The organism is Limnospira indica PCC 8005 (genome assembly GCF_000973065.1).
GTDB classification, from domain to species: Bacteria; Cyanobacteriota; Cyanobacteriia; order Cyanobacteriales; family Microcoleaceae; genus Limnospira; species Limnospira fusiformis.
This window is the reverse complement of record NZ_FO818640.1, coordinates 5,244,269-5,269,887: the sequence shown is the minus strand read 5'-3', so window position 1 is coordinate 5,269,887 and position 25,619 is coordinate 5,244,269. Positions and strand designations below refer to the sequence as shown.

25 protein-coding genes and 1 pseudogene are annotated in these 25,619 nt (G+C 44.7%); 13 read left to right on the top strand and 13 right to left on the bottom strand.

Annotated elements, in window-relative coordinates; genetic code table 11:
- Window positions 1–13: 13 nt before the first annotated feature.
- Both XZ46_RS23255 and XZ46_RS23250 read right to left on the bottom strand, forming a co-directional pair.
- Window positions 14–349 (bottom strand): hypothetical protein, encoded by a 336-nt coding sequence (locus tag XZ46_RS23255; protein ID WP_006670680.1) that lies wholly within the window; start codon window positions 347–349, stop codon window positions 14–16.
- Between the two features lie 54 nt (window positions 350–403).
- Window positions 404–802: a hypothetical protein gene (locus XZ46_RS23250; RefSeq protein ID WP_006670681.1), complete on the bottom strand. Its 399-nt coding sequence runs from the start codon at window positions 800–802 to the stop codon at window positions 404–406.
- A 267-nt stretch (window positions 803–1,069) separates the two neighbouring features.
- Between XZ46_RS23250 and XZ46_RS23245 the strand changes: the two genes are divergently transcribed.
- The 3 genes from XZ46_RS23245 to obgE all read left to right on the top strand — a co-directional run bounded on the left by XZ46_RS23245 (window position 1,070) and on the right by obgE (window position 4,360).
- A complete protein-coding gene (locus tag XZ46_RS23245; protein ID WP_008054911.1) occupies window positions 1,070–2,479 on the top strand; it encodes a helix-turn-helix domain-containing protein in 1,410 nt (469 codons plus the stop codon).
- A 142-nt stretch (window positions 2,480–2,621) separates the two neighbouring features.
- Entirely contained in the window at window positions 2,622–3,329 is a 708-nt protein-coding gene (gene psb32 / locus XZ46_RS23240) for a photosystem II repair protein Psb32 (protein WP_008054912.1), read from the top strand.
- Between the two features lie 20 nt (window positions 3,330–3,349).
- Window positions 3,350–4,360, top strand: a complete 1,011-nt coding sequence (obgE, locus tag XZ46_RS23235) for a GTPase ObgE (protein ID WP_008054914.1) — start codon at window positions 3,350–3,352, stop codon at window positions 4,358–4,360.
- Here the strand turns inward: obgE and mgtE are convergent.
- A complete protein-coding gene (mgtE, locus tag XZ46_RS23230) occupies window positions 4,343–5,722 on the bottom strand; it encodes a magnesium transporter (RefSeq protein ID WP_006623416.1) in 1,380 nt (459 codons plus the stop codon). The genes obgE and mgtE overlap by 18 nt on opposite strands.
- 159 nt (window positions 5,723–5,881) lie before the next feature.
- Here mgtE and XZ46_RS23225 point away from each other — a divergent pair, with 159 nt between their 5' ends.
- Window positions 5,882–6,481: a gamma-glutamylcyclotransferase family protein gene (locus tag XZ46_RS23225; protein ID WP_008054917.1), complete on the top strand. Its 600-nt coding sequence runs from the start codon at window positions 5,882–5,884 to the stop codon at window positions 6,479–6,481.
- Between the two features lie 61 nt (window positions 6,482–6,542).
- Here the strand turns inward: XZ46_RS23225 and XZ46_RS23220 are convergent, their stop codons facing one another.
- Genes XZ46_RS23220 through rpaB form a run of 5 tightly spaced genes read right to left on the bottom strand, consistent with a single transcriptional unit; the run spans window position 6,543 to window position 9,275 of the window.
- Window positions 6,543–6,878, bottom strand: a complete 336-nt coding sequence (locus XZ46_RS23220; protein ID WP_006623414.1) for a hypothetical protein — start codon at window positions 6,876–6,878, stop codon at window positions 6,543–6,545.
- The gene (locus XZ46_RS23215; protein ID WP_048895270.1) at window positions 6,878–7,249 is read right to left on the bottom strand and encodes a hypothetical protein; all 372 of its coding nucleotides are present in this window, start codon (window positions 7,247–7,249) and stop codon (window positions 6,878–6,880) included. The genes XZ46_RS23220 and XZ46_RS23215 overlap by 1 nt, the downstream gene beginning before the upstream one ends.
- A gap of 52 nt (window positions 7,250–7,301) precedes the next feature.
- On the bottom strand, window positions 7,302–7,823 hold the full coding sequence (locus XZ46_RS23210; protein WP_006623412.1) for a DUF456 domain-containing protein: 522 nt from the start codon (window positions 7,821–7,823) through the stop codon (window positions 7,302–7,304).
- Between the two features lie 20 nt (window positions 7,824–7,843).
- Window positions 7,844–8,509 (bottom strand): cofactor assembly of complex C subunit B, encoded by a 666-nt coding sequence (locus tag XZ46_RS23205; RefSeq protein ID WP_006623411.1) that lies wholly within the window; start codon window positions 8,507–8,509, stop codon window positions 7,844–7,846.
- Window positions 8,510–8,543: 34 nt separating this feature from the next.
- Window positions 8,544–9,275 carry a response regulator transcription factor RpaB gene (gene rpaB, locus XZ46_RS23200; protein WP_006623410.1) on the bottom strand — a complete coding sequence of 244 codons (732 nt, stop codon included), beginning with the start codon at window positions 9,273–9,275 and terminating at the stop codon, window positions 8,544–8,546.
- Window positions 9,276–9,425: 150 nt separating this feature from the next.
- On the opposite strand from rpaB, the gene radA reads away from it, so the two are divergent.
- The 3 genes from radA (at window position 9,426) to XZ46_RS23185 (ending at window position 12,273) form a co-directional block, all read left to right on the top strand.
- Window positions 9,426–11,147: a DNA repair protein RadA gene (radA, locus tag XZ46_RS23195; RefSeq protein WP_006623409.1), complete on the top strand. Its 1,722-nt coding sequence runs from the start codon at window positions 9,426–9,428 to the stop codon at window positions 11,145–11,147.
- A 65-nt stretch (window positions 11,148–11,212) separates the two neighbouring features.
- Window positions 11,213–11,440: a ferredoxin family protein gene (locus XZ46_RS23190; protein WP_006623408.1), complete on the top strand. Its 228-nt coding sequence runs from the start codon at window positions 11,213–11,215 to the stop codon at window positions 11,438–11,440.
- An 86-nt stretch (window positions 11,441–11,526) separates the two neighbouring features.
- Complete coding sequence (locus XZ46_RS23185) at window positions 11,527–12,273, top strand: SH3 domain-containing protein (RefSeq protein ID WP_008054927.1); 747 nt, start codon at window positions 11,527–11,529, stop codon at window positions 12,271–12,273.
- On the opposite strand, the gene XZ46_RS23180 is transcribed toward XZ46_RS23185, so the two are convergent.
- Window positions 12,218–12,700 carry a hypothetical protein gene (locus tag XZ46_RS23180; protein WP_006623406.1) on the bottom strand — a complete coding sequence of 161 codons (483 nt, stop codon included), beginning with the start codon at window positions 12,698–12,700 and terminating at the stop codon, window positions 12,218–12,220. The two genes, XZ46_RS23185 and XZ46_RS23180, sit on opposite strands and share 56 nt — an antisense overlap.
- Here XZ46_RS23180 and XZ46_RS34770 point away from each other — a divergent pair.
- Window positions 12,686–12,850: a hypothetical protein gene (locus XZ46_RS34770; RefSeq protein ID WP_162198557.1), complete on the top strand. Its 165-nt coding sequence runs from the start codon at window positions 12,686–12,688 to the stop codon at window positions 12,848–12,850. The genes XZ46_RS23180 and XZ46_RS34770 overlap by 15 nt on opposite strands.
- Window positions 12,851–12,874: 24 nt before the next feature.
- Here XZ46_RS34770 and XZ46_RS23175 read toward each other — a convergent pair whose 3' ends face one another.
- Window positions 12,875–14,158: a valine--pyruvate transaminase gene (locus XZ46_RS23175; protein WP_008054929.1), complete on the bottom strand. Its 1,284-nt coding sequence runs from the start codon at window positions 14,156–14,158 to the stop codon at window positions 12,875–12,877.
- Window positions 14,159–14,449: 291 nt separating this feature from the next.
- Here XZ46_RS23175 and XZ46_RS23170 point away from each other — a divergent pair, with 291 nt between their 5' ends.
- A complete protein-coding gene (locus tag XZ46_RS23170) occupies window positions 14,450–15,061 on the top strand; it encodes a LemA family protein (protein WP_006623403.1) in 612 nt (203 codons plus the stop codon).
- Between the two features lie 2 nt (window positions 15,062–15,063).
- On the top strand, window positions 15,064–17,013 hold the full coding sequence (locus tag XZ46_RS23165) for a M48 family metallopeptidase (RefSeq protein WP_008054932.1): 1,950 nt from the start codon (window positions 15,064–15,066) through the stop codon (window positions 17,011–17,013).
- 37 nt (window positions 17,014–17,050) lie between these two features.
- Here XZ46_RS23165 and XZ46_RS23160 read toward each other — a convergent pair whose 3' ends face one another.
- From XZ46_RS23160 to XZ46_RS23145, 3 genes and pseudogenes are all read right to left on the bottom strand, one after another.
- Window positions 17,051–17,554 (bottom strand): DUF3122 domain-containing protein, encoded by a 504-nt coding sequence (locus XZ46_RS23160; RefSeq protein WP_046318503.1) that lies wholly within the window; start codon window positions 17,552–17,554, stop codon window positions 17,051–17,053.
- 268 nt (window positions 17,555–17,822) lie between these two features.
- Window positions 17,823–18,464 (bottom strand): annotated as a pseudogene (locus XZ46_RS37050) (PP2C family protein-serine/threonine phosphatase).
- A gap of 252 nt (window positions 18,465–18,716) precedes the next feature.
- Window positions 18,717–20,318 carry an ammonium transporter gene (locus tag XZ46_RS23145; protein WP_008054938.1) on the bottom strand — a complete coding sequence of 534 codons (1,602 nt, stop codon included), beginning with the start codon at window positions 20,316–20,318 and terminating at the stop codon, window positions 18,717–18,719.
- A 78-nt stretch (window positions 20,319–20,396) separates the two neighbouring features.
- On the opposite strand from XZ46_RS23145, the gene lhgD reads away from it, so the two are divergent.
- The 3 genes from lhgD to XZ46_RS23130 all read left to right on the top strand — a co-directional run bounded on the left by lhgD (window position 20,397) and on the right by XZ46_RS23130 (window position 25,508).
- Window positions 20,397–21,587, top strand: coding sequence for an L-2-hydroxyglutarate dehydrogenase (gene lhgD / locus XZ46_RS23140; protein ID WP_008054940.1), 1,191 nt, complete (start codon window positions 20,397–20,399; stop codon window positions 21,585–21,587).
- 833 nt (window positions 21,588–22,420) lie between these two features.
- Entirely contained in the window at window positions 22,421–23,563 is a 1,143-nt protein-coding gene (locus tag XZ46_RS23135) for a pentapeptide repeat-containing protein (RefSeq protein WP_006623395.1), read from the top strand.
- Between the two features lie 394 nt (window positions 23,564–23,957).
- Window positions 23,958–25,508, top strand: a complete 1,551-nt coding sequence (locus XZ46_RS23130) for a polyprenyl synthetase family protein (protein WP_228116405.1) — start codon at window positions 23,958–23,960, stop codon at window positions 25,506–25,508.
- Window positions 25,509–25,619: the final 111 nt, after the last annotated feature.

The following is a 25,619-nucleotide window of genomic DNA, read 5'->3' as shown; positions in this document are numbered from 1 at the left end:
AATTTTCTAAAAGCTAGAGTAAATTGACGATGACAAAAGCAATGGCAGCAACGCCAACAGCAGGAAGAATAGACATTCCAAACATTGTAGTCAAAACGATGACTGTTCCACCTGCTGCGGCAACAGGCAAGAGTTTATCGATCACACCACCTCCGCCAGAAGTAATATCATAAGTAATATGGCTACCACAATCCCCAAAAATGCAGATATTGATGCCACTCTCACCTGAAAACAATATAATTGTTGCTATCCCTAAAATAATTACTAATCCGACAACCAGGATATGTCCTGCGGGAAGTACATCGATCCAAGTTGCTGATTGAGCGACTTGTTTTTCATGTTCAGACATATAATTATTCTCCTCAATTAGTTGATTCAAAAATTTTGAAAAAAATCACCGGTGTCATTTATTTAATATGGTTCTGATAATAAACCATGCACCTACAGCGGCAGCAGCTACGGCGACGACTGGCGCTCCTAAAGCAGTTACTACTGCCCCTGTAGCAGTTCCGATAATCAAACCAGCAATATCGGGATTAATTGGATTCTCTGGCTTATCCTTGTTTGAATTTTGAGTTTCCTGATGATTGCTAAGTTGTGATTGACAATCTTTTGATAATTGTTTCGCCTGTTGACTCCAGGTCAGCAGTGGACTAGGACAGGAAGTTTGGTATTTGAATGTGAGTCCCACTAGAACCGGAGTCCACAAAATTAGGCAAGCGATTAGAAGAGTTGCCAAGTTTTTTTTGAATTTTTGGCGACTGGTTAAATTTACCGAAGAGTTGGTAGATTTTATAAACATAAGTCCATGACTTGGAAAGAGTATCGGTAATGAGGTAAACCATATACCAATATGGCCATAGTGTGGTTACATACAAAAAGCTACGATCGCCATAATCGATCGCTATCGAAAGAATTACACTCCTTTAAAGTTTAGTTCTCCCTAACTATAGAGCCGATCGCCTGACCCCTGCAACCAGAAAAAAACAGATTTTATGGTCAATTTTGTGACAAAATGTCAAACGAATGCCAGAAAAAACCTGATTTTCTGATTCAGAACTGAGTTATAATGGCTGAAACCCTTACCAAGCCTAAGTTTATGGATATAACGGAATTGTTACAATTTGCGGATAGGTTGGTGTCACAACAGACGGGAGAACACCTAGACGACCTACAAAAGTCGATCATTCAAGGACTGTTGACAGGGAAGACTTACAAGGATATCGCGGAAGATATCGGGAATGATGGCTACAATGAAAACTATATCGGAGATGTTAGCCGTAAATTATTTAAGATTTTATCTCAACAGCTTAATGAGGATATTAAAAAATCCAATTTTTGTTGGACTCTGGAAAGGGCAATAAATTCGCAAATCTTTGTTAATAACAATAATGTGACTTTGTGTCCTTATTATCCGAATGGCAATTCTGAACAGGAAGAACAAGCGATCGCTACTCCCCAACCACCGCCACCCCAAAAAATATGCCACGATTTAACCATGGCACCTAAAATCTGGAAATTTGGCGATCGCACTGATGAAATAGATACCCTATCCCGTTGGTTAATTGATGAAAGTATCCCCTTAATATCAGTGGTGGGAATAGCGGGAATTGGCAAAACTACCCTAGTCAAAAAATTAGTCGATCGCCATAAAGATAATTTTGAGGTGGTGAGTTGGAAAAATCTAAAACTATCACCACATTTAACGCCTATTGCTAATGATATTTTAACTAAATTTAATAAGGAATCCAGCCCCAAAGATTATCAAATCCATGACCTGATTAATCTGTTAATACAACAAAAATGCTTGCTAATACTTGATGATTTACAAGAACTATTTATCAGCGGCAAGTTGGCGGGACAATACCAAAAACCATATAAAAACTATAGCCAATTTTTGAGGACGATCGCACAAATTGAACATAAAAGCAGCATTATTGTCATCAGCCAAGAACAATCCCAAGAAATGTTATTATCCCTCAATAATGACCTATATCCTATCAAATCCTTAACTTTATCCGGCTTGAATAGTGTAGACATTTTAGAGAGCCTGCAATTATCAGACCGAGAAAGCTGGTCAAATTTAATCGAAATATACGAAGGTCATCCAGTCTATTTGGAAGATGTTTCCTATTTAATTAGGAATATGTTTTGCGGTAAAGTCTCGGAGTTTTTGGCAGAAGACACCCCGGTAATCACGGAATTAATGAGTAGTCAATTAGGAGAAGTTTTCGAGCGATTATCTTCCATGGAAAAAGCGATCGCCTTACAGTTAAGCCAAGTTGACCGTCCCCTGTCGCGATCGCAGTTAACCGAAAAATTATCCCTATCCTCGACGGAGATCATCAAAGGTTTACAATCTTTGCAGAGACGATGCTTGCTAAAAACCATGGAAAATGGTACAATGATGTTCCGTTTATCTCCGGTCTTTAAACAATATATATGGAAGGGTTCAATGAGGGGTCTACCTGAAATCTGAGAGTTGGAGGGTGGTTTCCGGGTGATCATCTGGTGAGGGTGAGGGGTTATAGGTAGGATTAACTAATGTGAAAGTATAGCGATCGCTAATGCGAAATTTGCGATAAAGTGGGGTCTAATAATACAGAAATTACTATCGCCCTATGAATCAACAGCTTAACGTCATGTCAAAATGGTGGCATTTGTTGGCGGGAATGATAGCAATAGTGATGGTATTGCTATTGTCCACTGCGCCAGCTATGGCTACAGGAGTTTATCAAATGCCAGACTTGAAAACTGGCGATCGCACTTGGATTATTGATGATGAGGATATTCTCAGTCGCGCTACCGAAGGCAGAATTAACCAAAACCTGGAGAAACTAGCGGATCAGACGGGGTATGAGGTCCGGTTAGTGACGATCCGCCGCCTGGACTACGGAGAAACAGCCCAAAGTTTTACAGATCAGTTGTTTGAGAAATGGTTTCCCACCGCAGAAGAGGCCGCTAATCAAACTCTGTTGATGGTCGATACCCAAACCAATAATAGCGCCATCCATACCGGAGACAAAGTAAAACAGTGGCTAACTCCTGAGATCGCCGAGAGTGTAGCCAACGAAACCCTACAAGTCCCCCTGCGAGAAGGTGAGAAGTATAATGAAGCCTTCCTGGCGGCCACGGATCGTATAGTCAAAGTCCTCTCAGGACAAGGAGATCCCGGCGCACCTAAACTCCTGGAAAATCTGCAAGTGGGGAGTACATTTAAATCGGCTGAAGAAACCGACGACAAAAGTGCGACGATCTTAGTTGTGGTAGTCCTAGTAATTGCCACAGTCGCACCTATGGCGACTTATTATTACCTTCAACGGCCTTAAAAATGGGCTGATTTAAATCGATGCAGTTTATTGATCGCACTGAAATTGAAGTAGAAGCCGGAAAAGGGGGAGATGGCATAGTTGCCTTTCGCCGGGAAAAATACGTCCCGGCTGGAGGTCCGGCGGGAGGCAATGGGGGCCGAGGGGGGTCTGTGATCCTGAAAGCGGTGGAAGACTTGCAAACTCTCCTGGACTTCCAGTATAACCGTCGCTTTAAAGCTGATGATGGCAAACGAGGCGGCCCGAAAAATAAAACGGGGGCATCGGGAAGCGATCGCATTATCGAGGTCCCCTGTGGTACAGTGGTCTATGATGCCAATACCTTAGAGCTGATGGTGGATTTAGTCACCCCTAATCAGGAATTTTGCGTGGCGGCTGGGGGTAAAGGCGGTTTGGGAAATAGTCATTTTCTCAGTAACCAAAACCGCGCCCCTGATTATGCTTTACCGGGACTACCAGGAGAAAGTCGGCGACTACGACTAGAGTTAAAATTGTTGGCAGAAGTGGGGATTATTGGTTTACCGAATGCGGGAAAATCAACTCTGATTTCGGCAGTATCTTCCGCCCGTCCCAAGGTGGCAGATTATCCTTTTACTACCCTAATTCCTAATCTGGGAGTAGTCCGTAAACCGACGGGAGATGGGACGGTATTTGCGGATATTCCGGGATTGATTGAAGGCGCACACCGAGGGACTGGACTAGGTCATGAGTTTTTGCGCCATATAGAAAGAACCCGCATTCTCCTACACATGATTGATATTACCGACACAGACCCGATCGCTAATTATCAAATTATTCAACAGGAGTTAATCGCCTATGGGCGAGGTTTGGAAAGGCGGCGGCAAATTCTGGCGATTAACAAAATTGATGCGGCGGGGGACTCGGAGGAAAGAAGTAAGGCGATCGCTTCTCAACTTGAGGCGATCGCCGGGGTTCGAGTGTTCCTTATTTCGGCGGTAGCCCGCATTGGTTTGGAGGCACTTTTACAGGAAGTTTGGCGATTTTTGGATGACTTAAAGACCGAGGAGTAATTTGGCGGTACTTAAATAAATCCAGATCCCCAAAATATCGACAATGGTGGTAATAAAAGGAGAGGACATCAAGGCGGGATCTAACCCAAAGGAATGAAACAGAAAGGGTAATCCCGCCCCGGCGGTGGCGGCAATAATAGTAATACAAAGTAAACTAATCCCGACGGTTAAACCGATTTCAATTTGTCCTAAAAAGACAAACACCATCCCAATTACTACCACCCCTAATAAAATCCCCAAAAGTCCGCCAGTCATGGACTCGCGTATAATCACCCAAAGGGGTTTTTTATATTTCAATTCTTCGGTACTTAACCCGCGAATGACGACGGTAGAAGACTGGGCTCCGACATTCCCACCCGCATCAATTAACAGAGGGGTAAAAAAGGCTAAAGCGACGACCTCATCAAGGACGGCTTCAAAATTGCTCATCACCAAAATAGTTAAGGCGTTGGTGATTAACAAAATGAATAGCCAGGGGATACGTTTACGGGTAATGGTGGCTAAATTGGATTGGAAATAGCTTTCCCCCTCAGACCTGACAGCACCCATAATATAAATATCTTCGGTGGCTTCCTTTTGCAAAATATCGATCGCATCATCTACGGTTACGACTCCGACTAAGGTATGATCGCGATCGACCACAGGTAAAGCCACTAAATCATAACGTTGAATGGAACGGGCGACTTCTTCCTGGTCTGTATCTGTTTGGGCAAAAACGACATCAGGATTAATGATATCACCGAGGAATTGATCAAGGTCAGCTAATAATACATCCCGCAGAGAAGCGACTCCCATTAACCGCCGCTGTTCATCAACTACATAGACATAATAACTCACTTCGCGATCGCGTGCTAATTGTCTAATGCGATCGGATGCCTCTTTAATGGTTAAATTGTACCTCAAAGCGATATATTCAGGGGTCATGAGACGGCCGGCTGTTCCCGCCTGATAACCTAATAACTGAGAGGTGGCTTTACGTTCTTCGGGTGAGAGTTGGGCGAGAACCCGCCGCACTAACCGAGGGGGTAATTCATCAAATAAACCCGCGCGATCGTCGGGAGCCATACTATTGACAATCTCTAATAATTCGGAATCTCGAAACTCCTCAATTAAAGACTGTTGAATATCTGTAGAAAGGTGTTCATAAACTTCTACGGCTTCTGCTTTAGAGAGTAAACGAAAAGCAGTCAATTGCATGGCTTTGGGCAACCCATCTATTGCCTCAGCAATATCGACAGGCTGCACTGGCAATAATAGAGTTTTAACACCTTCCCAGTTGCGATCTTCTAATAACAGTCGCAATTGTTCCCTAACAATGGCTCGCAATTCACTCCGGGAACTCTTTTCCTCAATCTCCTGCATAGTTTTAGCTCCTGGGAATAATTAACTACAGTATTAAGGATATAGCAAAATCACTATGATCTAGTATATTCCCGCTCAAAAATAGTGACTTGCTATACATGAACATGAGTGCATTTTGCTAAAATAAGGGGGTGTCACCTAGGACGGGAGGAAGTAACATTGAACTCTGACACAGATACGATTCAATCTATAGATCCCATTCAGTGGGACGAAAAATTTATCTCAACTTCTCATGCTGAACCGAGTTTTTACTATTTCGCCTACGGTTCCTGTATGTGTCCGGTAGATTTGCAACGGACTCTAGGTGAACCTACTCATTCCTATGTGATCGGACCTGCTACTCTACGGGGTTATCGGTTGGGGTTTTATCGCCATTCCCGGCGGCGCAATTGTGGCGCTTTGGATATAGTTAAAGATGCTAATTCTTCTGTGGAAGGGGTTTTGTATCGACTTCCTTGGCGTTTAAGCGATCGCCTTGATGAACGGGAAGAGGTGAAAATTGACCCGGATAAACAGGTTCATATTGGCGGATATCGCCCAGAAATGATTGACGTACATTCTCAGGGTAAGGATTATCAAAACGTGCGGACTTATATGGTCATTAATAAACTCACCCAAGAATTAGCCCCCAATGATTGGTATTTTAATGTAGTTTTACGGGGTGCAGTTACCTGTGGTTTAACTCAGGAATATTGTTGGCAACTATTTAACCATATGTATAATCTGCAACGCCAACAAGTTAATTATCAGAATTCCTAATTAATTATCAATGGGTTACTGTAGAGACCAGCCTAGCCTGGTCTCGGCTGATGATTAGACCTCAGAAATCATTGACTTCTGCAATAATATCCAAGCTGGTTTTTGCCTGATTATTGGTATGCTTATAAAGTTCCCGTAAATAGATATTACCATTTTGATATTCAATGTAAAACATCCATTTTGATGTCGGGTCAATATCTACGGTGTAAATCTTAGCGTGAGTCCCCTTTAATCGCTTGAGGCGACTCATAGGAAAGTATTGATTTTGATAGGATTGGGGATTTTGTAACTCCGCGATCGCCGCCAAAAATTTCAGTTGTTGAGGTTCGGAAAAAACTGCCATAGCTTGGCGAATAATACCGCGATCGTCAATTAATGGGGGAAATGGTGATGACATCAATAACTATCCTTGTGGTCAATTATTTTTTGATATATGGAGTTACCGACCTGTCGATAAGCTGTAGCAGCATGACGGCTTTCTGTGGCTTTAAATAGGGTGATTGACAGGCGATTAAATAGGGGGTCTTCGTCAATGGTGAGAATTACGCGCAGGTAGTAGTTAACAATAAATGAGTATAGGGAAGAACGGTAGTTATCTTTGAGATGAAATTGACAAAACTGATGAAGTCGTCTACTCCGCAGACTAGAGTTAGTTAATAATAAGGGAAGCCAATGTTCAAGTTCCTTGAGGATAATTAATTGTTCTTCCTGACTAAATTTAGCTAAGTCCTGATTAAACTCATCAGTGGATTCAAACACAAGATCCATAATAGATTCACCCCTCACCGTGATTAAGCGATCGCTCACTATGTCTTCTGTTTCAATAGGGCCAGGTGCTGGTCAGGAAAACTATTACGGAGGCGAAAGCTAAAACCCCTTGGAGTAAATTACCGAGGACGGTCCCGACAAAAATCCCGATCGCCGCCTTAACAGCGGAGCGCACCCGCAGACCCAAGACCAAATCCTGACGATAGAGAAATTCTCCGACAAAAGCGCCCACCAAAGGACCTATTAACAGTCCTAATAAAGGTCCGCCAAAAGGTAAAGCTGGTAAGAGACCAAAAAACCCCAATAATAAGCCAATGATCGCGCCAATTTGTCCCCATTTACTAGCGCCAGCTTTTTTAGCACCCAGATAAGCACTGAGGAACTCAACACCGACACTTAAAAGCAGGACAGCGATCGCCACACCAATAGGCCACCCCATACCAGAAAAACCAGCAAAGATAGCCCAAATCAAAATAGCGGTAACAATCAGACCTGATCCAGGCAGCCCCGGAACGACGGCTCCGATGACTCCCAGGAGCATTACCAGCACCAATACCCAGTATAAAAATAGCATTGTCTACCCCATTTTCAGTTCTAAATTTTCGTGGCATCAGACCAACCAGAGCGATCCAAAGTATCAGCCAATTTATCAGCAATTCCCTCGATCCAAACTTCATCTTGTTTGGTATAGCTGCGGGGAGTATTCGCCCCCAAAATCAAGACACCGCGATCGCCCATAGGTTGGCAGATGACACCCTGAGTATTAGGAGGCAAATAGTCAAACTCAACCCTTCCGGGATACAAGGCCAAATTGACCAAGTAAACAGGTTTGCGGGTCTTCTGAACCCGTTTAACAATAGGTCCGGGTTCGACTTGAGAATTAACCCCTAAAACGCCGCGTCGGAGTAACACCTGAGCATCCCAAACCACCAAAAGCGATCGGGTGACGGTATTAGTTAACAACATCAGAGAAGCCCAAGCCAGTTCAGTTTTGACCACATCAGGCAAATCCGGCTGGAGTTCAAAACCTTGGGGACCCTCCAACTCCACAGCGTCCGGTGGGACAGGTTGAATTTGCTGCCACAGTAAGCCAGTCAAAATCAACAAAGCGCTTAATATGACTCCCAAGGCATCCGAGCGGGCTTGAGAGTCCAAAATCTGGGGGGTTTCTAAACGATTGACGAGCAATAGCACCCCCCCTAAACCCCCCACAACCAGGGGCAAAAGTCGCAGAACTCGGTTAGAATTTATTTGAGCCATTTATGAGAAGCTCTAAAGGACAACTGAGATCCGATCAACCCACTTCTGAAGGATCAATAATCCGCTGGAATAAATAGCCAGTACCGCGAGCGGTCAAAATCAGTTCTGGGTTGCTAGGATCATCTTCTAACTTAGCTCTGAGGCGGGAAATATGCACATCCACGACGCGAGTATCAACATGGCGTTCGGGAGTATACCCCCAGACCTCCTGGAGAATTTCGGATCGGGAAAAGGGTTCTCCTGACCGACTCACCAAGAGTTCCAATAGGCTAAACTCCATCCCGGTTAAGCGGATGCGTTCATCACCTTTGTAGACCTGTCGCTTGTTGGTGTCAATCCTAATACTGGCAATTTGGATAACTCCAGAACTGGGAATTCCAGAAGCGCCATTTTTATCAATGCGGCGCAGGACGGAACGGATACGGGCCTCTAGTTCCTTGGGTGAAAAGGGTTTGACGACATAATCATCTGCGCCTAATTCTAACCCGGTGATGCGATCGGCGACATCCCCCAAGGCGGTGAGCATAATAATGGGAATGTCAGACTCCTTCCGTAATTCCTGACAAACTCCGTAGCCATCTAGTTTAGGCATCATCACATCCAAAACCACGAGGTCAGGTTCTGTCTGGCGGAAGATTTCTAAAGCCTCTTCCCCGTCGGCCGCAGTTACTACATCGTAACCGATCATAGAAAGGCGAGTTTCCAAAATCCGGCGGATGCTGGCTTCGTCATCGACAACTAAAATTCTTTCCTTATGGTTTTCCAATTGACCTCAATACTCCCTCTATAACACTAGACTTACTTTCATATAGTTTAACTGTAGGTGCGATCGCCTCTATTGTGCGGGTGGCATATAGCGCGTGTTGATCCCATTGTTTGCATATACAATAAGATTGTACAGCCACTATTTTAAACAATGCCCAAGCCTCGAACATTATATGTTTGTCGTGAATGCGGGGCCGAGTTCTCCCAATACTTTGGTCGCTGTTCCAATTGTCAAGCCTGGAATTCTCTTGTAGAACAGGTGGTTGAACCATCCCCCACGCCGTCTCTACAGCGGTTTAGTTGGAGTGAGTTGGGGTCTGGGTTAACCGAGGATACTGTCAATAAGCCCAATCAAGGACAACCGAGATTATCATTTAAGCTGTCTCAGATTTCTGATCAGACTCAATCGCGCATCCCTTCTGGATATGGAGAGTTAGATCGGGTGTTGGGAGGTGGCATTGTTCCGGGGTCGTTGGTGTTGATTGGCGGTGAACCTGGTATTGGTAAGTCTACTTTACTGCTACAGGTGGCTAATAGTTTATCCCATCATGCCCGGGTGCTATATGTGTCGGCGGAAGAATCTGGTCAACAGGTAAAATTGCGATCGCAGCGTTTATGGAATGCTCCATCAGTGGCTAGTGTAGCTGATGATGATGCTCATGACTTACAGACTGACAATGATGCACAAGTAAATAACCACCATAGTTCAGATGCTGTGGAAGTTACTAATGTTGACCCGTTTACCCAACAGTTACGCAACCAACACCCTCAACAGACATCCCTCGCTACAGGAAATGGTCATTTATCTTCTGCTCAGTCGCCACCGGAATTATCCCCAGAGTCGGAAAATGGTAAAAATAGCCATGATTCTCGGGAGGAGGCGGATTTATTTTTGCTCCCAGAGACGGATTTAGAGGTCATCCTGCGGGAGTTGGAATCCCTTAAACCCACTTTGGCGATCATCGATAGTATTCAAACTATTTATTTCGCTAGTCTAACATCGGCTCCCGGTTCTGTCGCTCAGGTGCGGGAATGTACCTCGGCTTTGATGCAGGTGGCGAAACGGGAAAATATTACTTTGTTGATTGTGGGTCATGTGACTAAGGATGGCAGCCTGGCGGGTCCCAGGGTTTTGGAACATTTGGTTGATACGGTATTGTATTTTGAGGGCGATCGCTTTGCGTCTCACCGTCTATTGCGATCGATGAAAAATCGATTTGGCGCTACCCATGAAATTGGCGTGTTTGAGATGGTTTCCCACGGGTTACAGGAGGTTTCTAACCCGTCGGAATTGTTTTTGGGAAATCGCGATGATTGCTCGCCGGGAACTGCCACTATTGTCTCTATGGAGGGAACTAGACCTATTGTGGTCGAGATCCAGGCTTTGGTGAGTCCTGCTAGTTATGGGTCGGCGCGACGGACGACTACGGGGGTTGATAGTAGCCGTTTGATGCAGATTTTGGCCGTTTTGGAAAAGCGCGTTGGTATCCCTCTTTCTAAGTTAGATGCGATTGTCGCTTCTGTGGGAGGGTTAAAGGTGGATGAACCGGCGGCGGATTTGGGAGTGGCGATCGCCATTGTCGCTAGTTTCCGCGATCGCCTTGTTGATCCTCGCACCATTTTAATCGGCGAAGTCGGATTAGGCGGACAGGTGCGCCCCGTGTCACAATTAGAGTTAAGATTGCGGGAGGCGGCTAAGTTGGGTTTTAAACGCGCTATTGTACCCAAGGGACAAAAACCAGAAGATTTGGGAATGCAAATTTTACCCGTGGGTCGAGTAATTGATGCGATTCTTGCTTCTATCCCTACTCAACCTCCCAATGTGTCTCAGAGTTTTGATGATGATTTCGATGATGATGATATCGGTTTTTGAGTTAAGCTCAAAGTAGGTATAAACTGCTAGTTTTTCAGTCCGTTGTCAAGGGGGGGGAATTTATTATGGCTCATACTATTGTTACTGATGTCTGCGAAGGGGTCGCTGATTGTGTTGGCGCTTGTCCCGTGGCTTGTATCCATCCCGGTCCCGGTAAGAACACTAAGGGAACTGATTGGTATTGGATTGATTTCGATACTTGTATTGATTGCGGGATTTGTTTACAGGTCTGTCCGGTAGAAGGCGCTATTGTAGCGGAAGAGAGACCAGAGTTGCAACAAACTCCAGAATAACTTGAGGTGACGATCACTTTGTGTGTTTATGATCTTGGCGATCGCCCTAACAATGAACACTAATCTACACCATTACAACTCGAATTATGATACAGCAAGCGATCGTGACTACCAGTGGTGATGTCCTCAATGTGCGTTCTAGTCCCTATGGTCCCGTTATTGATACTGTTGAACCCGGAACTGTGGTCGAAGTGATCGGAACTCCTGTTCCTCAAGGAGGGTTGACTTGGGTTCCTATTGGTGGCGATCGCTGGGTATCGCGAGAGTTTTTAACTGTTCATAACCCCACCACTGAAACTGATGATCATCTCGCTAATACTATTGGCGGACCGAAAATTGTCGCTACTCAAACACAAGAGACCATCGCTGGTGGTCTAAAGGTCTATCACACAGAGTTATTTGATGCTGGGGGATGGTTAGTTAATACAGTCCGCTGTATCTCTGGTCGTATCGGTCAGCAAACACCATCAGACCAGCCTGGATCTCAAACACCCATTCCTTTTGGGGTTTATACTTTTGATATACCAGGTTCCGTAGAATATGCTGGCGGCGAATTTGGCGGGGTTTGGTCAGCAGTAACTCCCACCTTTGAAACCGATCGCGGCGGGTTTGGGGTTCATTATGATCCTTCCGTTTTTAAGGATAATGAAGAAACCGGAACCGCTGGCTGTTTGGCTACTCCTACTATTGAAGAACGGGATCTGATGACCGATTTTATCCGCACCCATGCTCCCACTCATTTGATTATTCAACCCCAATTAATCGATAATGGACCCATTACAGACCCGTCAGAGCGTCAGAGTTCGGGTCCGGTAGGGGTTCCTGAAGACTAGAAGACCAAATATCATCTATTTCCGGGTTGAACTTTGGCGATATTTCCGAGACTTTGTTTATATCTAACCGATTTTGTTCTTGGAGTTTGACTAATTCTTCCTGATAGGTAGCAATGAGGCGAGCTAAACTTAGGGCGATCGCATCCCAAGCCTCATCGCTCCTGATTTTATCGGCAATCCCCTGAAACAAACCCTCTTGTTTACTATTTTTTACATATTCTTTCAGACGAGAACCAGATTTTTGTATAGCCGCTTGGTAAACATCACCATTTGACCACCAGATCCCCGGTTGATTCAGTAACCAAGTGAAAATATACTCCCGTGCGTGTTGTTCGCGAACCCAAGTAGCTAGATACTTCAATTCATCCATTTGTCCCTCCGACCCCATATTGGCTCTGAGTGAGATTTGAGATTGTCCCTGATTCATTCTACATTAATGCTCATCCCGTGGCGATCGATTTTCATCTCCCCTAATTTACTCAAAGGCGATCACCTTCCCGTCCAGGTGGGAATAACTGCGATCGAGCATTTAAGGGGGTTCATAATTCCAGACATTGTGAACCCCGATCAACTGTAGTCATTAGACAGAATTAATCATCAATTAAACCGCTAACATAGCCTTTCTATAAACCATTTCCACAACCTCAGCCAGAAGCTTCATTCCTTCCATAATCTCCTCATCAGTAGCAGTCAGGCTAATGCGAATACATTGATTTTTGTGCGACCATTCTTGTTGTAATCCTGGGAAAAATGAATTGCCAGGAACTACGATAATACCCACTTTTTTAAGCTCCTGATATAGTTCCAAGTCTGTGATTGGCAAATCCTTAAACCAAATCCATGCAAAAATAGCACCTTCTCCCCGATGCAAGAACCAGGGTAAATCCTTCGACATCGCATCATTTAACGTCGCTTCTAATATCGTAAATTTCTGGCGGTAGTAGGGACGAATTACCTCAACCGAAATATCCGATAAAGCACCTGATCCAATCGCTCTAGCTGCTATAGCTTGTCCGTAGCGGGGGGAGTGAATACAGGCGTTCGTTTGGAAGGCTTCCAAAACCCTAATCACATCTTCATTACCAATAGCCACACCTAAACGCTCTCCGGGTAATCCGGCTTTAGACAAGCTGATACAGTGGATAATATTATCAGCAAAAACCGGATCCATGTCCGTAAAATTCAAAGCCGGGAAAGGGGGAGAATATGCGGAATCTACGAAGACTGGGACATCGTAAGGGGAGGCTAAATCTGCGATTTTTTGCACTTCTTCGGAGGTGAGAATATTGCCGCTAGGATTACAGGGACGGGAAAAAATAACGCAGCCTGTATCCTCATTAATTGAGAGTTGATTAAAGTCGGGACGATATTTAAACCGATGGGAATTTTCGTCTATGTCGAGGGTGGGTTGATAAGCACAAACCGCCTCGGGAATAAGACTAACGCCGCCGTAACCTGTATAGTCTGGACTGAGGGGAAGGACAATGTTTTTAAGGTTTCCCTGGCTGTTATAACCTCCGAAGGCGTTGGCGGCGTAAAAGTAAATTGATTGACTTCCGGGAGTGACTAGGATATTGCGATCGCTTAAATTTAACCCATAGCGAGAGTTAAAATCTTCCACAATGACATCAATAAAAGGTTTGTACCCTTGGCTAGAACCGTAGCGACAGACCACTTCGCCATATTCGGGACTAGATAGCAGTTGCTGAGTACATTCGCGCCAGAGTTGTTCGACTTCTGGTAAGATGACCGGGTTTCCGGCGCTTAAATTAATAAATTCTTGACCTTTACCAGAGCGCAACGTTTCGATAATATCTTTCATAATAGCTCGGACTCCCGTTAAACGAGACATCCGATCGCCAAAGTTCGTCAAAGCCGGATTCATAGTAAACTTCACCTATAATTAACTAGAATAGATTTTAACCAGACCTGGAGACAGTGGGGAAGCCAAGTAGCCAGTTTGTATTTTGTCCGGGTTGGGAGTGCAGGTCAAGTTAAAAAGTGTAACAATTTGGGGTTAGCCACATTTGATTGTGTTATAATGCCGCACAGAGCCGGGTTACTTGATTAGGTTGGGAAAACATAATTAAACTCATCTAGCCTAGCTTGATAGACCGAGTAGAACCCGCGTCCAATCCGCGAACCATGCAGACACACGCCAAGGAGAACCTAGACTGTGGAGATACTCGCTGGAATTTTCGCCCTTTTGTTTGTCATCGGTATTGTTGTCGTCATTCTGGTGGCTATTGTGGGTGTCCAGGCTTATAATAGCCTAGCACGTCTACGCAGACGCTATCAAAATGCCTATGCTCAGATTGATGTTCAACTCAAACGCCGCCATGATTTAATCCCTAATTTGGTCGAAACAGTTAAGGGTTATATGGCTCATGAAAGGGGAACCTTAGAAGCTGTTATTGCGGCTCGTAATGCTGCTGTGACCGCCACGAATCAAGCAGCAGCCAACCCTGGTGACCCCCAAGCCATGCAACAGTTAGGACAGGCGGAAGCTGCTTTAACCGGTACATTAGGAAGGTTATTTGCTCTATCAGAAGCCTACCCAGATTTAAAGGCTGATAAGTCCATGGATCAACTCATGGAAGAGTTGCGATCGACTGAAAACAAGATTGCTTTTGCGCGACAGGCTTTTAACGATGCCGTAACTGTTTACAATACCAAAAGAGACGTATTTCCGAGCAATTTAGTCGCTAGTAGTTTCAACTTCCAAGAAGCTCAATTACTAGAAGAATCATCCCCCGAGGTGAAAGAAGTTCCTAACGTTTCCTTCTAATTATGAATTTCTTTGAGCATCAAGACCAAGCCAGACAAAACACCGTTTATTTGCTGGGTCTGTTTCTGGTGGCTGTGATTGTGATGATAGCCCTATTATATGGGGTGGTGGTATATGCACTGCACGATAATTTTTTGATATGGCGACCAGAACTATTGTTGTTAGTAGCCTTGGGAGTGGTGGCTACTGTGGGTGGGGGAAGTGTCTATAAATCCATTCAATTACGGGGGGGAGGTAAGGTAGTCGCTGAGGATTTGGGGGGAACATTAGTCGATCGCATGACCGGAGATGAACTGGAAAAACGACTACTTAATATTGTAGAGGAAATGGCGATCGCCTCTGGAATTTCCGTTCCCGAAGTGTATGTTTTAGGGGAAGAAAAGGGAATCAATGCTTTTGCGGCTGGATTTACTCCCAATGATGCAGTAATTGGGGTAACGCGAGGTTGTTTAGAACAACTCGATCGCGATGAGTTACAAGGGGTAATCGCCCATGAATTTAGCCATATTCTCAATGGAGATATGCGCCTAAATCTCCGACTCATCGGAGTTATTCAGGGTTTAATCCTGATATATATTATGGGTCGGGTAATGTTAAGAGGTAGTTGGTGGGGGGGTAGTGACAACTCCTCGTCAAAAGGCAAAGATTCGGGCTTGATTATTGGTTTAGGAATGGTAGTTATTGGTGGGATCGGCTTTTTTTGCGGTAGGTTAATCAAAAGCGCCGTTTCTCGACAACGGGAGTTTTTAGCGGATGCTTCCGCAGTTCAGTTTACCCGCAACCCTGACGGTATTAGTGGCGCACTACAAAAGATTGCGGGCTATAAATCTGGTTCTAAGGTAACAAATCCTAGGGCTGAAGAAGCTAGTCACCTGTTTTTTGGGGAGGCGTTTACAGGGATTTTTGAGAGTTTCGGACAAATCTTTGCAACTCATCCCCCTGTGAAAGAAAGGGTTAAGCGTTTGGAAGGTTTCGCGGGTCGCACTTGGTCGGTGGAAGAAACCGGAAATAATGCTTCTATGTCGTCTATAGCTTCCGGTAATGAAATGGTGGCGGGGTTTGCGGGTTCATCGCCTCAACCACAGCCGCAACCGGAGTCCTTGTCGGTTTCACCGGATCGGGTAGTCGCCGGAGTGGGAACTACCAACCCCAAACACCTTGATAATGTGCGGGGGTTTTTGGCGGATATCCCCGAACCTGTACGCATGGCTACCCGTGATGTAAATGGGGCGATCGCCATTATTTATAGTTTATTGTTGCATACAGACCCAGAAGTGCGCGATCGCCAAATGTCTTCCTTGCGAGAGTCCTCCCCGCCGCCAGTGTTAGAAATGATCCAAAACCTCAGTCCTTACCTGGAGAGTTTGAACGCGCGGACTCGTCTACCGTTGATTGATTTAGCCATACCTGCTTTGCGTGGTGGAAGTGTTAGCCAGTGTACCCAACTGCTGAAACAAGCCAGGGTTTTGATTAAAGCTGACAATCATCTGAGTCTGTCTGAGTATGCAATTTTTGTCGTGTTGCGTCAACGGTTGACTAACTACTTTCCCACCACACAGCAGGAACCTAAAGTTAAGTTTACTGAGATTAAACAGATTTGGTCCGATTGTGTTATTGTGTTATCGGCTTTGGCTCGCGTCGGCCAAGATTCTCCGGGGGCGGTTGATATGGCTTTTCAAGCCGGACTGTTGCGCCTACCTAGAAATTCCGGGGAAACTTTACCCACTCAACCCGGTGAATATAGTTTGACTCAAGTTGGTGAGAGTCTCAAACGTCTGGAACTCGCCGCACCCAAACTTAAACAGGCGGTGGTTGATGCTTGCGCCTATACTGTCCTGGCTGATCACCATGTCACCTTAGACCAAGCCGAGTTACTCAGGGCGATCGTGATTTCTCTTAACTGTCCTATTCCACCATTTTTAGACGCACCCAGCAGCGCCAATCAGAGATAGAGTGGAGACAATTATTTTTCTCCACTCTAGCAAGTTATTAACCAGGACTGTTGATCGCCTTCCATTCCAGAACCACTGGAGACGGCACAGCGATCGCAGATTTTGTTTGAGCGATCGAAAGGTTAAGCTCAATTTGATCGGCTTGGGAAATTTTGGGCAAAATATCGGTTAAATCGTATTGTCCAACATTCGGGCCGGGTGCTTTTTCGCCAAACTCATCTACCGCCTCAAGTATCCTACCATTACTGAACACAATTTGCAACGGTTCAGGATGATTAAATGTTACCGAACCCGGAAACCCCACCAAACGCAAACTAACGTCTTTTACCTCCCCATTTTTGACCCGCTTAAACAGAATGACCTGCCAAGAATTACCTTGATGATCTCTCAAACTATGGCGAGATTTATAAAGTATCTGTCCGGGAGCCTCCTCCTGTTGTTGAATTAAGGCGATCGCTGTTTCAGGCGAAACCATAACCAACAGCAAAGGGAGGATAATTAGCAACAAAATCGACACCAGTTTTCTGACATTAATCAACATTAGTTCTAACATCCCTTTAAACAAAGCTTTGATGCCAACTGATTGTTAACTTAACCATTTAGTTATAATAACAGATAATCACATTAAATGGGGCTATTTCTTCCAGTATTCTGGTGTCCCCGGCTGGGAGTATATTTGCTTATATAGCAGTTCCCGGACTGATGAGGTACTTTTCAAAGCCCCTCTCCTTTTCTGGGAGAGGGGTTTGGGGTGAGGGCTGTATTTGATAGATATGAGAAGCGCTATAGTGATGATTAATTATCACAAATTAGCGCTGTTTACACACTAACATAGTCATATCATCATGAACTTGATGATCGCCGATGTATTCCATAACATCATTAATAATAGACTGTCGAATTTCAGCAGCAGTCAGATGACGATTTTCCGCTACCACTTCACAGAGTCGAACTACTCCATAGTGAAGCTGATCAGCATTTTCTGCCTCAGTAATACCATCAGTATATAAAACCACCACATCCCCAGCATTTAAATAGGTAGTATAATGGCTAATAAACTCCGATATATCATCAACCAATCCAATCGGGAAACCCAGATCAATAGTTTCGATACGTTGCACATTTCCATCAGCACGAACTAAAATTGCTTCCTCATGTTGACCACAGATTCTGATTTATTCATCTTCATAATCAAGCAATACCAGAGTCATATTTTTATCACAGTTCATTCTTACCACATTGAGGTAAATAGTTCGATTAAGAACATCCAAAAATCTGACCCGATCAGTTTCTCCCGCTTCCAGTAAAGTTCGGACAGCAGTTTGAGCCATTAACATCACCATACCACTTTCTAAACCGTGTCCGGTGACATCTCCCATGCAGATAGTCACCCCGCCGCCAAAAGCGAGAACATCATAATAATCTCCTCCTATGTCTGTAGCAGGTTCCATATAACCCGCAATATCAAGGTTTTTAATGTCCTGAAGTTCCGCTTCACTGGGTAACAGCAAACGTTGTAGACGGCGGGTAATTTCCAACTCCATATTCAGAGATTTATTTTCATAATCTAGCTGATGATTAAGCATTTTAATTTCTTGATATGCTAAAGCCAGGGACTCTTGAGATTTTTGCCTTTCAGTAATATCTCTAAAAGTGCCAATCATAAATGATCTGTTTCCTAATTTAGCCTGATTTAACGTAACTTATACCGGAAATTGAGAACCATCAGCCCGCCATCCTATAGCCGACTGACAAGGAGATTTTAACCATTTTTCAATTAGCAAACTATCCCAATTGTAGGAATTATCATCAGCCCTCACCAATTTCCTAATTTCCATCCCAATCAACTGTTCTTTCCCATAACCAAAGATAGCCTCAGCACTAGGATTAGCGGTCAACACCACCAGAGAAGATACCGTAAAAGTAAGAATAGCATCAGTAGCAGTCTCCACGATCGCCTCCGTTTTTCGCACCGCTTCTTCCAAAGCATCCATTACATAATTATAGCGGCTGGCAATTTGTCCAACTTCCGTAAATGGTTCCACCGGAACCCGCAAACTCAAATCCTTAGTTTGAGCTTGAAAGTCCATAACTTTAAACAGTTCATAACTATCGGTTTTAGCGCGATGTTCATAAATGTTTAGTCCCATATTTTCCCCTTCTTCCGAAACTCGCAAAGGGTAGAATTTATTGATAATTAACAGCAAAATCAAACTGAGTAAAAATCCCCAGATAGCACCACTGACTATTCCCAACACTTGTACAGCTATTTGACCAAAGCGATTTAAGCCTGTATTTAGCACATCTAATCGCCCAAATAAACCCACTGCCAAAGTCCCCCAAACTCCTGCCCCCACATGAACCGCCACTGCATCTATAGCATCATCAATGCGCCACCTAACTAATTGTTTAGATACCTCTGTAGCAATGATAGCTCCCAAGGCTCCAATGATTATGGCTGGCAAAGTTCCCACCGCATTACAGGAGGCAGTAATTGCTACCAATCCAGCCAGAGAGCCATTAATTAAACATTCTATTTCTACCCAACCTGTGCGCCATAAAGACACAAATAAATTGACTAACATTCCCGCGACTCCGCTTAAAATAGTATTCACAATAATCACGGGAATTTTATCGTTGACCACCAAGGCGCTACCACCATTAAACCCTAGCCAACCTATCCAAAGTAGCATCACTCCTAACACGGACAAAGGTAAATTAGACCCATGAATTTTACGGGGACTTTTACCTTGAGGAAATCGCCCGCTGCGGGGTCCAATTACTAATAAAGCAGCCAGGGCTACCCATCCCCCGATACTATGAACAACAGTAGACCCCGCAAAGTCGATAAACCCTAACTGATCTAGCCAACCATTAGCGACACCATTATTTAAACCATTCCAAGCCCAATGTCCAAAAATCGGATAAATTAACCCAGAGGTAAAGCCAGCGACAATTAAATAGGCTTGAAATCGCATTCTTTCCGCAACCGCCCCAGAAACAATGGTGGTGGCGGTGCTACAGAACATAGTCTGAAATAGAAACAAAGCAGCTACACTGGGGATGTTGCTAACATCTAAAACAAAGTAACTAGAACCAAATAGTCCTAATTGGGAGGTACCAAACATTAGCCCATAGCCGATCGCCCAAAATAGCCAGACAGAAATTCCGAAGTCAGCTAGGTTTTTGATGGCAACATTAATGCTATTCTTGGAACGGGTTAACCCCGACTCCAAACACATAAACCCGGGCTGCATCAGGAATACTAAACTTGAGCAAATTAGCAGCCATATCAGATCATTCATGAATTATAAGATGGTTGGAAAAGGTGGCTGTTCAATATTTATAGGATTAAGCAATCAATTCAGGAAAGAATCGAAATTATGTACAATTTAGCAATTATTGGTGGTGGCATTGTCGGACTATCTACTGCTTATTCATTAAGTTTAACTCATCCTAGGGCTAAAATTATCATCTTGGAAAAAGAAAAATCTTGGGCTTTTCACCAAACTGGCAATAATAGTGGGGTTATCCATTCGGGTATTTATTATAAACCAGGTAGCCTCAAGGCGACTCTCTGCAGTCAGGGAAATTTATCAATGGTTAACTTTTGTGAACAGCATGGGATTAAATATGATGTTTGTGGTAAAATAATTGTGGCTACCGAACCGGAAGAATTGCCATTGTTAGATAATCTGTATCAACGAGGCTTAGATAATCAAATTCCTGTGGCTAAAATCACGCCGGAAGAAGTAGCAGAAATTGAGCCTCATGTGCGTTGTTTGGCGACGATTAAAGTTGGATCTACGGGGATTGTTAGCTATAGTGAAGTGAGCGCCAAATATGCGGATTTGGTGGCGGAAAAAGGGGGAGATTTACGGTTAAATACTAAGGTGCATAAAATCACGGAAACTTCCCAGGGTTTAGTATTAACCACTAATCAGGGAGAGTTTGTCACGGATTTTGTGATTAATTGCGCTGGTCTTTATAGCGATCGCATTACGGAATTAACCCAGGTAAAACCCCCGGCTAAAATCATCCCATTTCGGGGAGAATACTATGAGTTAATCCCGGAAAAAAGATATTTAGTTAAGAATTTAATTTATCCAGTTCCTAACCCCAATTTCCCATTTTTAGGGGTGCATTTTACGCGGATGATTGATGGTTCGGTACACGCGGGACCGAATGCGGTTTTAAGTCTGAAGCGGGAGGGTTATAAAAAAACTGATGTTGATTTGGGTGAATTAATGGAAATTCTGACTTATCCAGGACTATGGAAACTGGCTGCTAAATACTGGAGTGATGGTGTGGAAGAAATTATCAGGTCTTTTAGTAAAGCGGCATTTGTACGGAGTTTACAACGATTAATCCCGGAAATAACAGGGGAGGATATCATCCCCACCCATGCGGGAGTCCGCGCACAGGCGTTAATGCCTAATGGGGGATTAGTGGATGATTTTCTAATTGTAGAAAAGCCCCGTGCGCTTCATGTTTGTAATGCGCCATCACCAGCGGCGACGGCTTCTTTAGAAATTGGGAAAGCGATCGCTCAAAAAGTCCCCAATTATTCATAAATTGATTTCCTCGCAGTCTTGGGCGGATCATGAAGTGTTCATTTATATTTCTCCGACTACCTTTTTGATTATTATAACAATAAGGGAATTGCTTTTGAAGAGTTAACCCAGAAGCGGGGTTTCTTTCGGTGCAACTCCCACAGGGTTGGAAGATAGCGATCGCCGCCCTGTTAACAGCTAATGAATGCCTCCCGTCGCTGAAAAAGTCCCATGGCCACCATAAACGGATCTAGGGAGTGATGACCCAGGCGAGGACACCATTATATATATTATATATATGGCCCATTTAGGCTCTCTAAATAGTGTTCGTTGCCTGTTCATAAATATTTACAATAAAAAATTGTATTTTGGTTGACAAAAAAACCGCAAATTTGTTATGTTGGTTGTCAACTTAGGTTAAGCGCCGAACTGATTTTCGACTGGGCAGTGACAGCGAAGCATATCCCCAGTAGTGCGCGTCTAGTTTCTGGCTTGAACGCCATCTGTGGTGGTCTAAAAGAACTTAATCTAAGTGGGGATATGGTGCATCAAGTATATAGCGTCAACTGGGCTTGAAAATCAACCCAGGAAGATGGTCTTAGTCTCAAAAATTAGCCAATGTGATCTATCCAGCATCATGATCGCGCGGTCATGTCATGGTTTGATGTTGCTGGGGAGCCGATGTGGTTGAATTTAAACCCGGCTGATTAGTAATACCCAAAAATCCGCTCTACCAGTGGAAGAGGGGGCTAGTTTTTGATGACTTTCGATGGCGGTGTTACGTCACCGACTCTAGTTCTGTAGAGACTACGATTTCGATATTTTATTGCCTTTCAAAATTAAGGACTTCAATCATGGTGAAAGTGTACTTCAGGACAGTCACTAACAATAACCAAACCTATGGCAAAGGGTACTTTGTCTACGGAAATTCCCAAACTGCGAACGACCAAGAGATAGTCTACCACACCGATTTGAGGGAGTTTGTCTACACCGACCCGGACACGCAAATCGATCTGAGTAAAGGCGCGAGAGGAACGCTGCACTTTGTGATTGGTGGGAACCCTGCCAATGCCGTCCCAGCCCGGAGTGTATTTAACATTGAAATGGCCGACCCGGTTGGGAACTTGCAAACCACAGCCAAAGAAGGCTCCCAGTCTTGCCGTCCCGGCCAACTAGGTTTGACCAATAAAGCTGGTATCTGGCTAGAATGGCCTTCGATTGGCGATGCAGCCCCCTCCTGGTGGGAAGGGAAACCAGATGGCAGTTCCAGCGAAGGCGAGAAACCGACCCAGCCCAGTGGGGGTTCAGAGGAGCCACAACCGACCCCGCCGAATGTTGACTGGTCTAGTTTCATACCACCACAGGGTGGCTGCGCCCCCACACCCCCAGGCCACATAAAGATAAAGATTCCGTATGACATCGGCAAGCGAGATTTTCCGAATAGTTACTTGCCGCAAGTAGACTTGAGCAAAATGAATCTGAGCGGTATCGATCTGAGCTTTTCCTACTTGTGTGCGACTAACTTAGGAGCCACTAACCTGGTCGCGGCTAATTTGGGTTACGCCTATCTCTGTCACGCCTATCTCGGCTATGCCAATCTCAACTATGCCTATCTGGGCTATGCTAATTTGTGCTGTGCCGATTTAAGCTACGCGGTTCTCAGCCAAGCGGATCTGAGTTTTGCTAACTTGTGTCAGGCGAAGCTAATTGGAGCCCAATTAAACCAGGCTAGCTTGGCTTACGCGAATTTCTGTTACGCTTATCTGGGCTATGCCAATCTCAGCTATTCCTATCTTGGCTATGCTAACTTCTGTGGTGCTGACCTGACAAATGCGGACTTGCAAGGAACCGACATGACTGGGGCTAACTTCACCAATGCCAACCTGACAAATGCGGACCTGCGGGGAGCCAACATCACTGGGGCTAACTTCAGTAATGCGAACCTCACGGGGGCTAAACTTGATGATGCCCAGAAGCAACTGTTAGGAATTGCCTAATAAAGGTAATCCCAACGACAAATTATTCTACCGTTGATGGTATCAATTTCCCATGGTTGAAATCCATCCTCAAACCCGGTTACATTGTCTGGTGTGACCGGGTGGGGTGAGCTTTTTGTCATTGATTGATGGAAATAAGTGGCTATCCCTAGGGATAGCCTCTGTAAAGATTGTCAATTGGCTTTCTTTGCCTGTCTAGCACTAGGCAATGATGAATAATGCCAAGATGTATCCGATTTTAACGGTGGTGATCTGCCCTTCGATCTGCCCTTCTAGCTGTACTTGATCAATGTTTGAATTGCTGTTCAATTGGCTCGGTCTTAGCCCTCCATCCAATTTAGTCTTTTGGGGAATCCTGTTATATTTTACGGTTTGGGGAATCCTGCTCAATTTGATGTTTTTAGGGATCAAGAGTGACTCGGTATCGGATCAGTTGGAAAAATCTACTTCCTCGATGTGGCATCCGCAACGCTTCCGGAACGCTCAATTGGGGGAAAATGGCTGTGGGAATGGTAAGTCTGTTGTGCCATTTCTGAGGACTGAGGAAACGGACTCGGCTGGTGAATTACAGTCCTGTGTTCCCCAAACGATCGCGGTTTCTGAGGCTAATGGCGATGTGGCATCCGCAACGCTTCCGGAACGCACTCCCTCATCAAATCAGCCAATCAGCATGGCCAGCACTCCCCAAACCGCCACCATTGCAGTCAGCGATGTGGCATCCGCAACGCTTCCGGAACGCATTCCCGACGGTAAAAATAACCGAGGTTCGATTCTGCCGGAGGATGCGAACCTGGAAGCGGACTTAAATACGGTGTCGGAGGCGACCCTCCCGACACCCTACCCGGCTCAGTTTGATAAAACCATTATTAACCAAGCACTAGAAGACTCCCGGATAGCGATCGGGGCAAAAATTCAGGAATTTATTGGCAGGCGACGAGAAGTTATCGGTTCCTACGAACCGTTATATGATTTGTTGCTCGATTACCCGTTTCGGGGAGGTAAAATGCTGCGCCCCACCATGTGTATTAGTGCGGCGCGGGCGGTGGGTGGCATGGGACAGGTGGCGCTATCGACGGCCGCGGCTTTGGAACTGTATCACAATGCGTTTCTGATTCACGATGATATTGAGGACGGGTCAGAGTCGCGCCGGGGAAAAGGGACGTTACACCACAATATTGGGATTCCCCGGGCGATTAATGTTGGGGATGCAACCAATGTACTGGCTGTGGGTTTGTTGCTGGAAAATTTATCGGCGATCGGAGTAACCAAAACTCTGAATGTACTCCACGAAATTGAGTTTATGGCGCGTCAATCGGTGGAAGGACAGGCGATGGAATTGGATTGGGTGGCAGAAAATACGGACAATTTAAGCGATCGCGATTATTTTAAAATGTGCGTCAAAAAAACCTGTTGGTATTCTTTTATGACACCCTGTCGCATCGGTTTGATTGTGGGGAATTCCTCGGCTAATCCTCAAGATTTGGTGGAACCTTTGGCGGGAGTTACTCGGTTTGGCATGATTTTGGGCATTGCTTTTCAGATCCAAGATGATTTATTAAACTTGGTGGGAGATATGAAGGCTTATGGGAAGGAAATTGGCGGAGACATTTATGAGGGAAAACGCACTTTGATGCTCAATCATGCGATCGCCCACAGTAGTCCGGTCGAATCCCGCCGAATGTTGGAAATTCTCGCCACCCCCCGACCGGAAAAGACCCCGGAACAGGTAGAATTTGTTATGGAACAAATGCGCCAGTATGGTAGCATCGAACATGGCTGGGCTGTTGCCCGATCTTTAGCTCAAAAAGCTGCCGATATTTTGGACAGTCTGGATTTTATGGAGCCGGAAACTCCGATCAGACCCGGTGAAAAATGGCAGACTCCGGTTCACGATCGCCGCTTTCTGAAAGAATTAATTAACTATGTGATTTATCGAAATTTATAGCATTTTGGGGGGTTATGATACGAGCCATAGCCCCTGGCTCATTTTAAGGAGGATTGACCAACCATAAAATCAAGTTGTATTGAGGAAGTTATTTTACCATAAAATAGAGAG

Bases quoted from the DNA above. Each gene is read 5' to 3' on its own strand.
- XZ46_RS23165 (WP_008054932.1), top strand. From the start codon at position 15,064: ATGAATTTCTTTGAGCATCAAGACCAAGCCAGACAAAACACCGTTTAT.
- XZ46_RS23210 (WP_006623412.1), bottom strand. From the start codon at position 7,823: ATGCTATTTTTATACTGGGTATTGGTGCTGGTAATGCTCCTGGGAGTC.
- XZ46_RS23130 (WP_228116405.1), top strand. From the start codon at position 23,958: ATGTTTTTAGGGATCAAGAGTGACTCGGTATCGGATCAGTTGGAAAAA.
- mgtE (WP_006623416.1), bottom strand. From the start codon at position 5,722: ATGCAGGAGATTGAGGAAAAGAGTTCCCGGAGTGAATTGCGAGCCATT.
- XZ46_RS23250 (WP_006670681.1), bottom strand. From the start codon at position 802: ATGTTTATAAAATCTACCAACTCTTCGGTAAATTTAACCAGTCGCCAA.
- XZ46_RS23215 (WP_048895270.1), bottom strand. From the start codon at position 7,249: ATGGATCTTGTGTTTGAATCCACTGATGAGTTTAATCAGGACTTAGCT.
- XZ46_RS23175 (WP_008054929.1), bottom strand. From the start codon at position 14,158: ATGAATCCGGCTTTGACGAACTTTGGCGATCGGATGTCTCGTTTAACG.
- XZ46_RS23145 (WP_008054938.1), bottom strand. From the start codon at position 20,318: ATGAATGATCTGATATGGCTGCTAATTTGCTCAAGTTTAGTATTCCTG.
- XZ46_RS23245 (WP_008054911.1), top strand. From the start codon at position 1,070: ATGGCTGAAACCCTTACCAAGCCTAAGTTTATGGATATAACGGAATTG.
- XZ46_RS23190 (WP_006623408.1), top strand. From the start codon at position 11,213: ATGGCTCATACTATTGTTACTGATGTCTGCGAAGGGGTCGCTGATTGT.
- XZ46_RS23180 (WP_006623406.1), bottom strand. From the start codon at position 12,700: ATGAATCAGGGACAATCTCAAATCTCACTCAGAGCCAATATGGGGTCG.
- XZ46_RS23255 (WP_006670680.1), bottom strand. From the start codon at position 349: ATGTCTGAACATGAAAAACAAGTCGCTCAATCAGCAACTTGGATCGAT.
- radA (WP_006623409.1), top strand. From the start codon at position 9,426: ATGCCCAAGCCTCGAACATTATATGTTTGTCGTGAATGCGGGGCCGAG.
- psb32 (WP_008054912.1), top strand. From the start codon at position 2,622: ATGAATCAACAGCTTAACGTCATGTCAAAATGGTGGCATTTGTTGGCG.
- lhgD (WP_008054940.1), top strand. From the start codon at position 20,397: ATGTACAATTTAGCAATTATTGGTGGTGGCATTGTCGGACTATCTACT.
- XZ46_RS23135 (WP_006623395.1), top strand. From the start codon at position 22,421: ATGGTGAAAGTGTACTTCAGGACAGTCACTAACAATAACCAAACCTAT.
- XZ46_RS23185 (WP_008054927.1), top strand. From the start codon at position 11,527: ATGATACAGCAAGCGATCGTGACTACCAGTGGTGATGTCCTCAATGTG.
- XZ46_RS23160 (WP_046318503.1), bottom strand. From the start codon at position 17,554: ATGTTGATTAATGTCAGAAAACTGGTGTCGATTTTGTTGCTAATTATC.
- XZ46_RS23220 (WP_006623414.1), bottom strand. From the start codon at position 6,878: ATGTCATCACCATTTCCCCCATTAATTGACGATCGCGGTATTATTCGC.
- obgE (WP_008054914.1), top strand. From the start codon at position 3,350: ATGCAGTTTATTGATCGCACTGAAATTGAAGTAGAAGCCGGAAAAGGG.
- XZ46_RS23205 (WP_006623411.1), bottom strand. From the start codon at position 8,509: ATGGCTCAAATAAATTCTAACCGAGTTCTGCGACTTTTGCCCCTGGTT.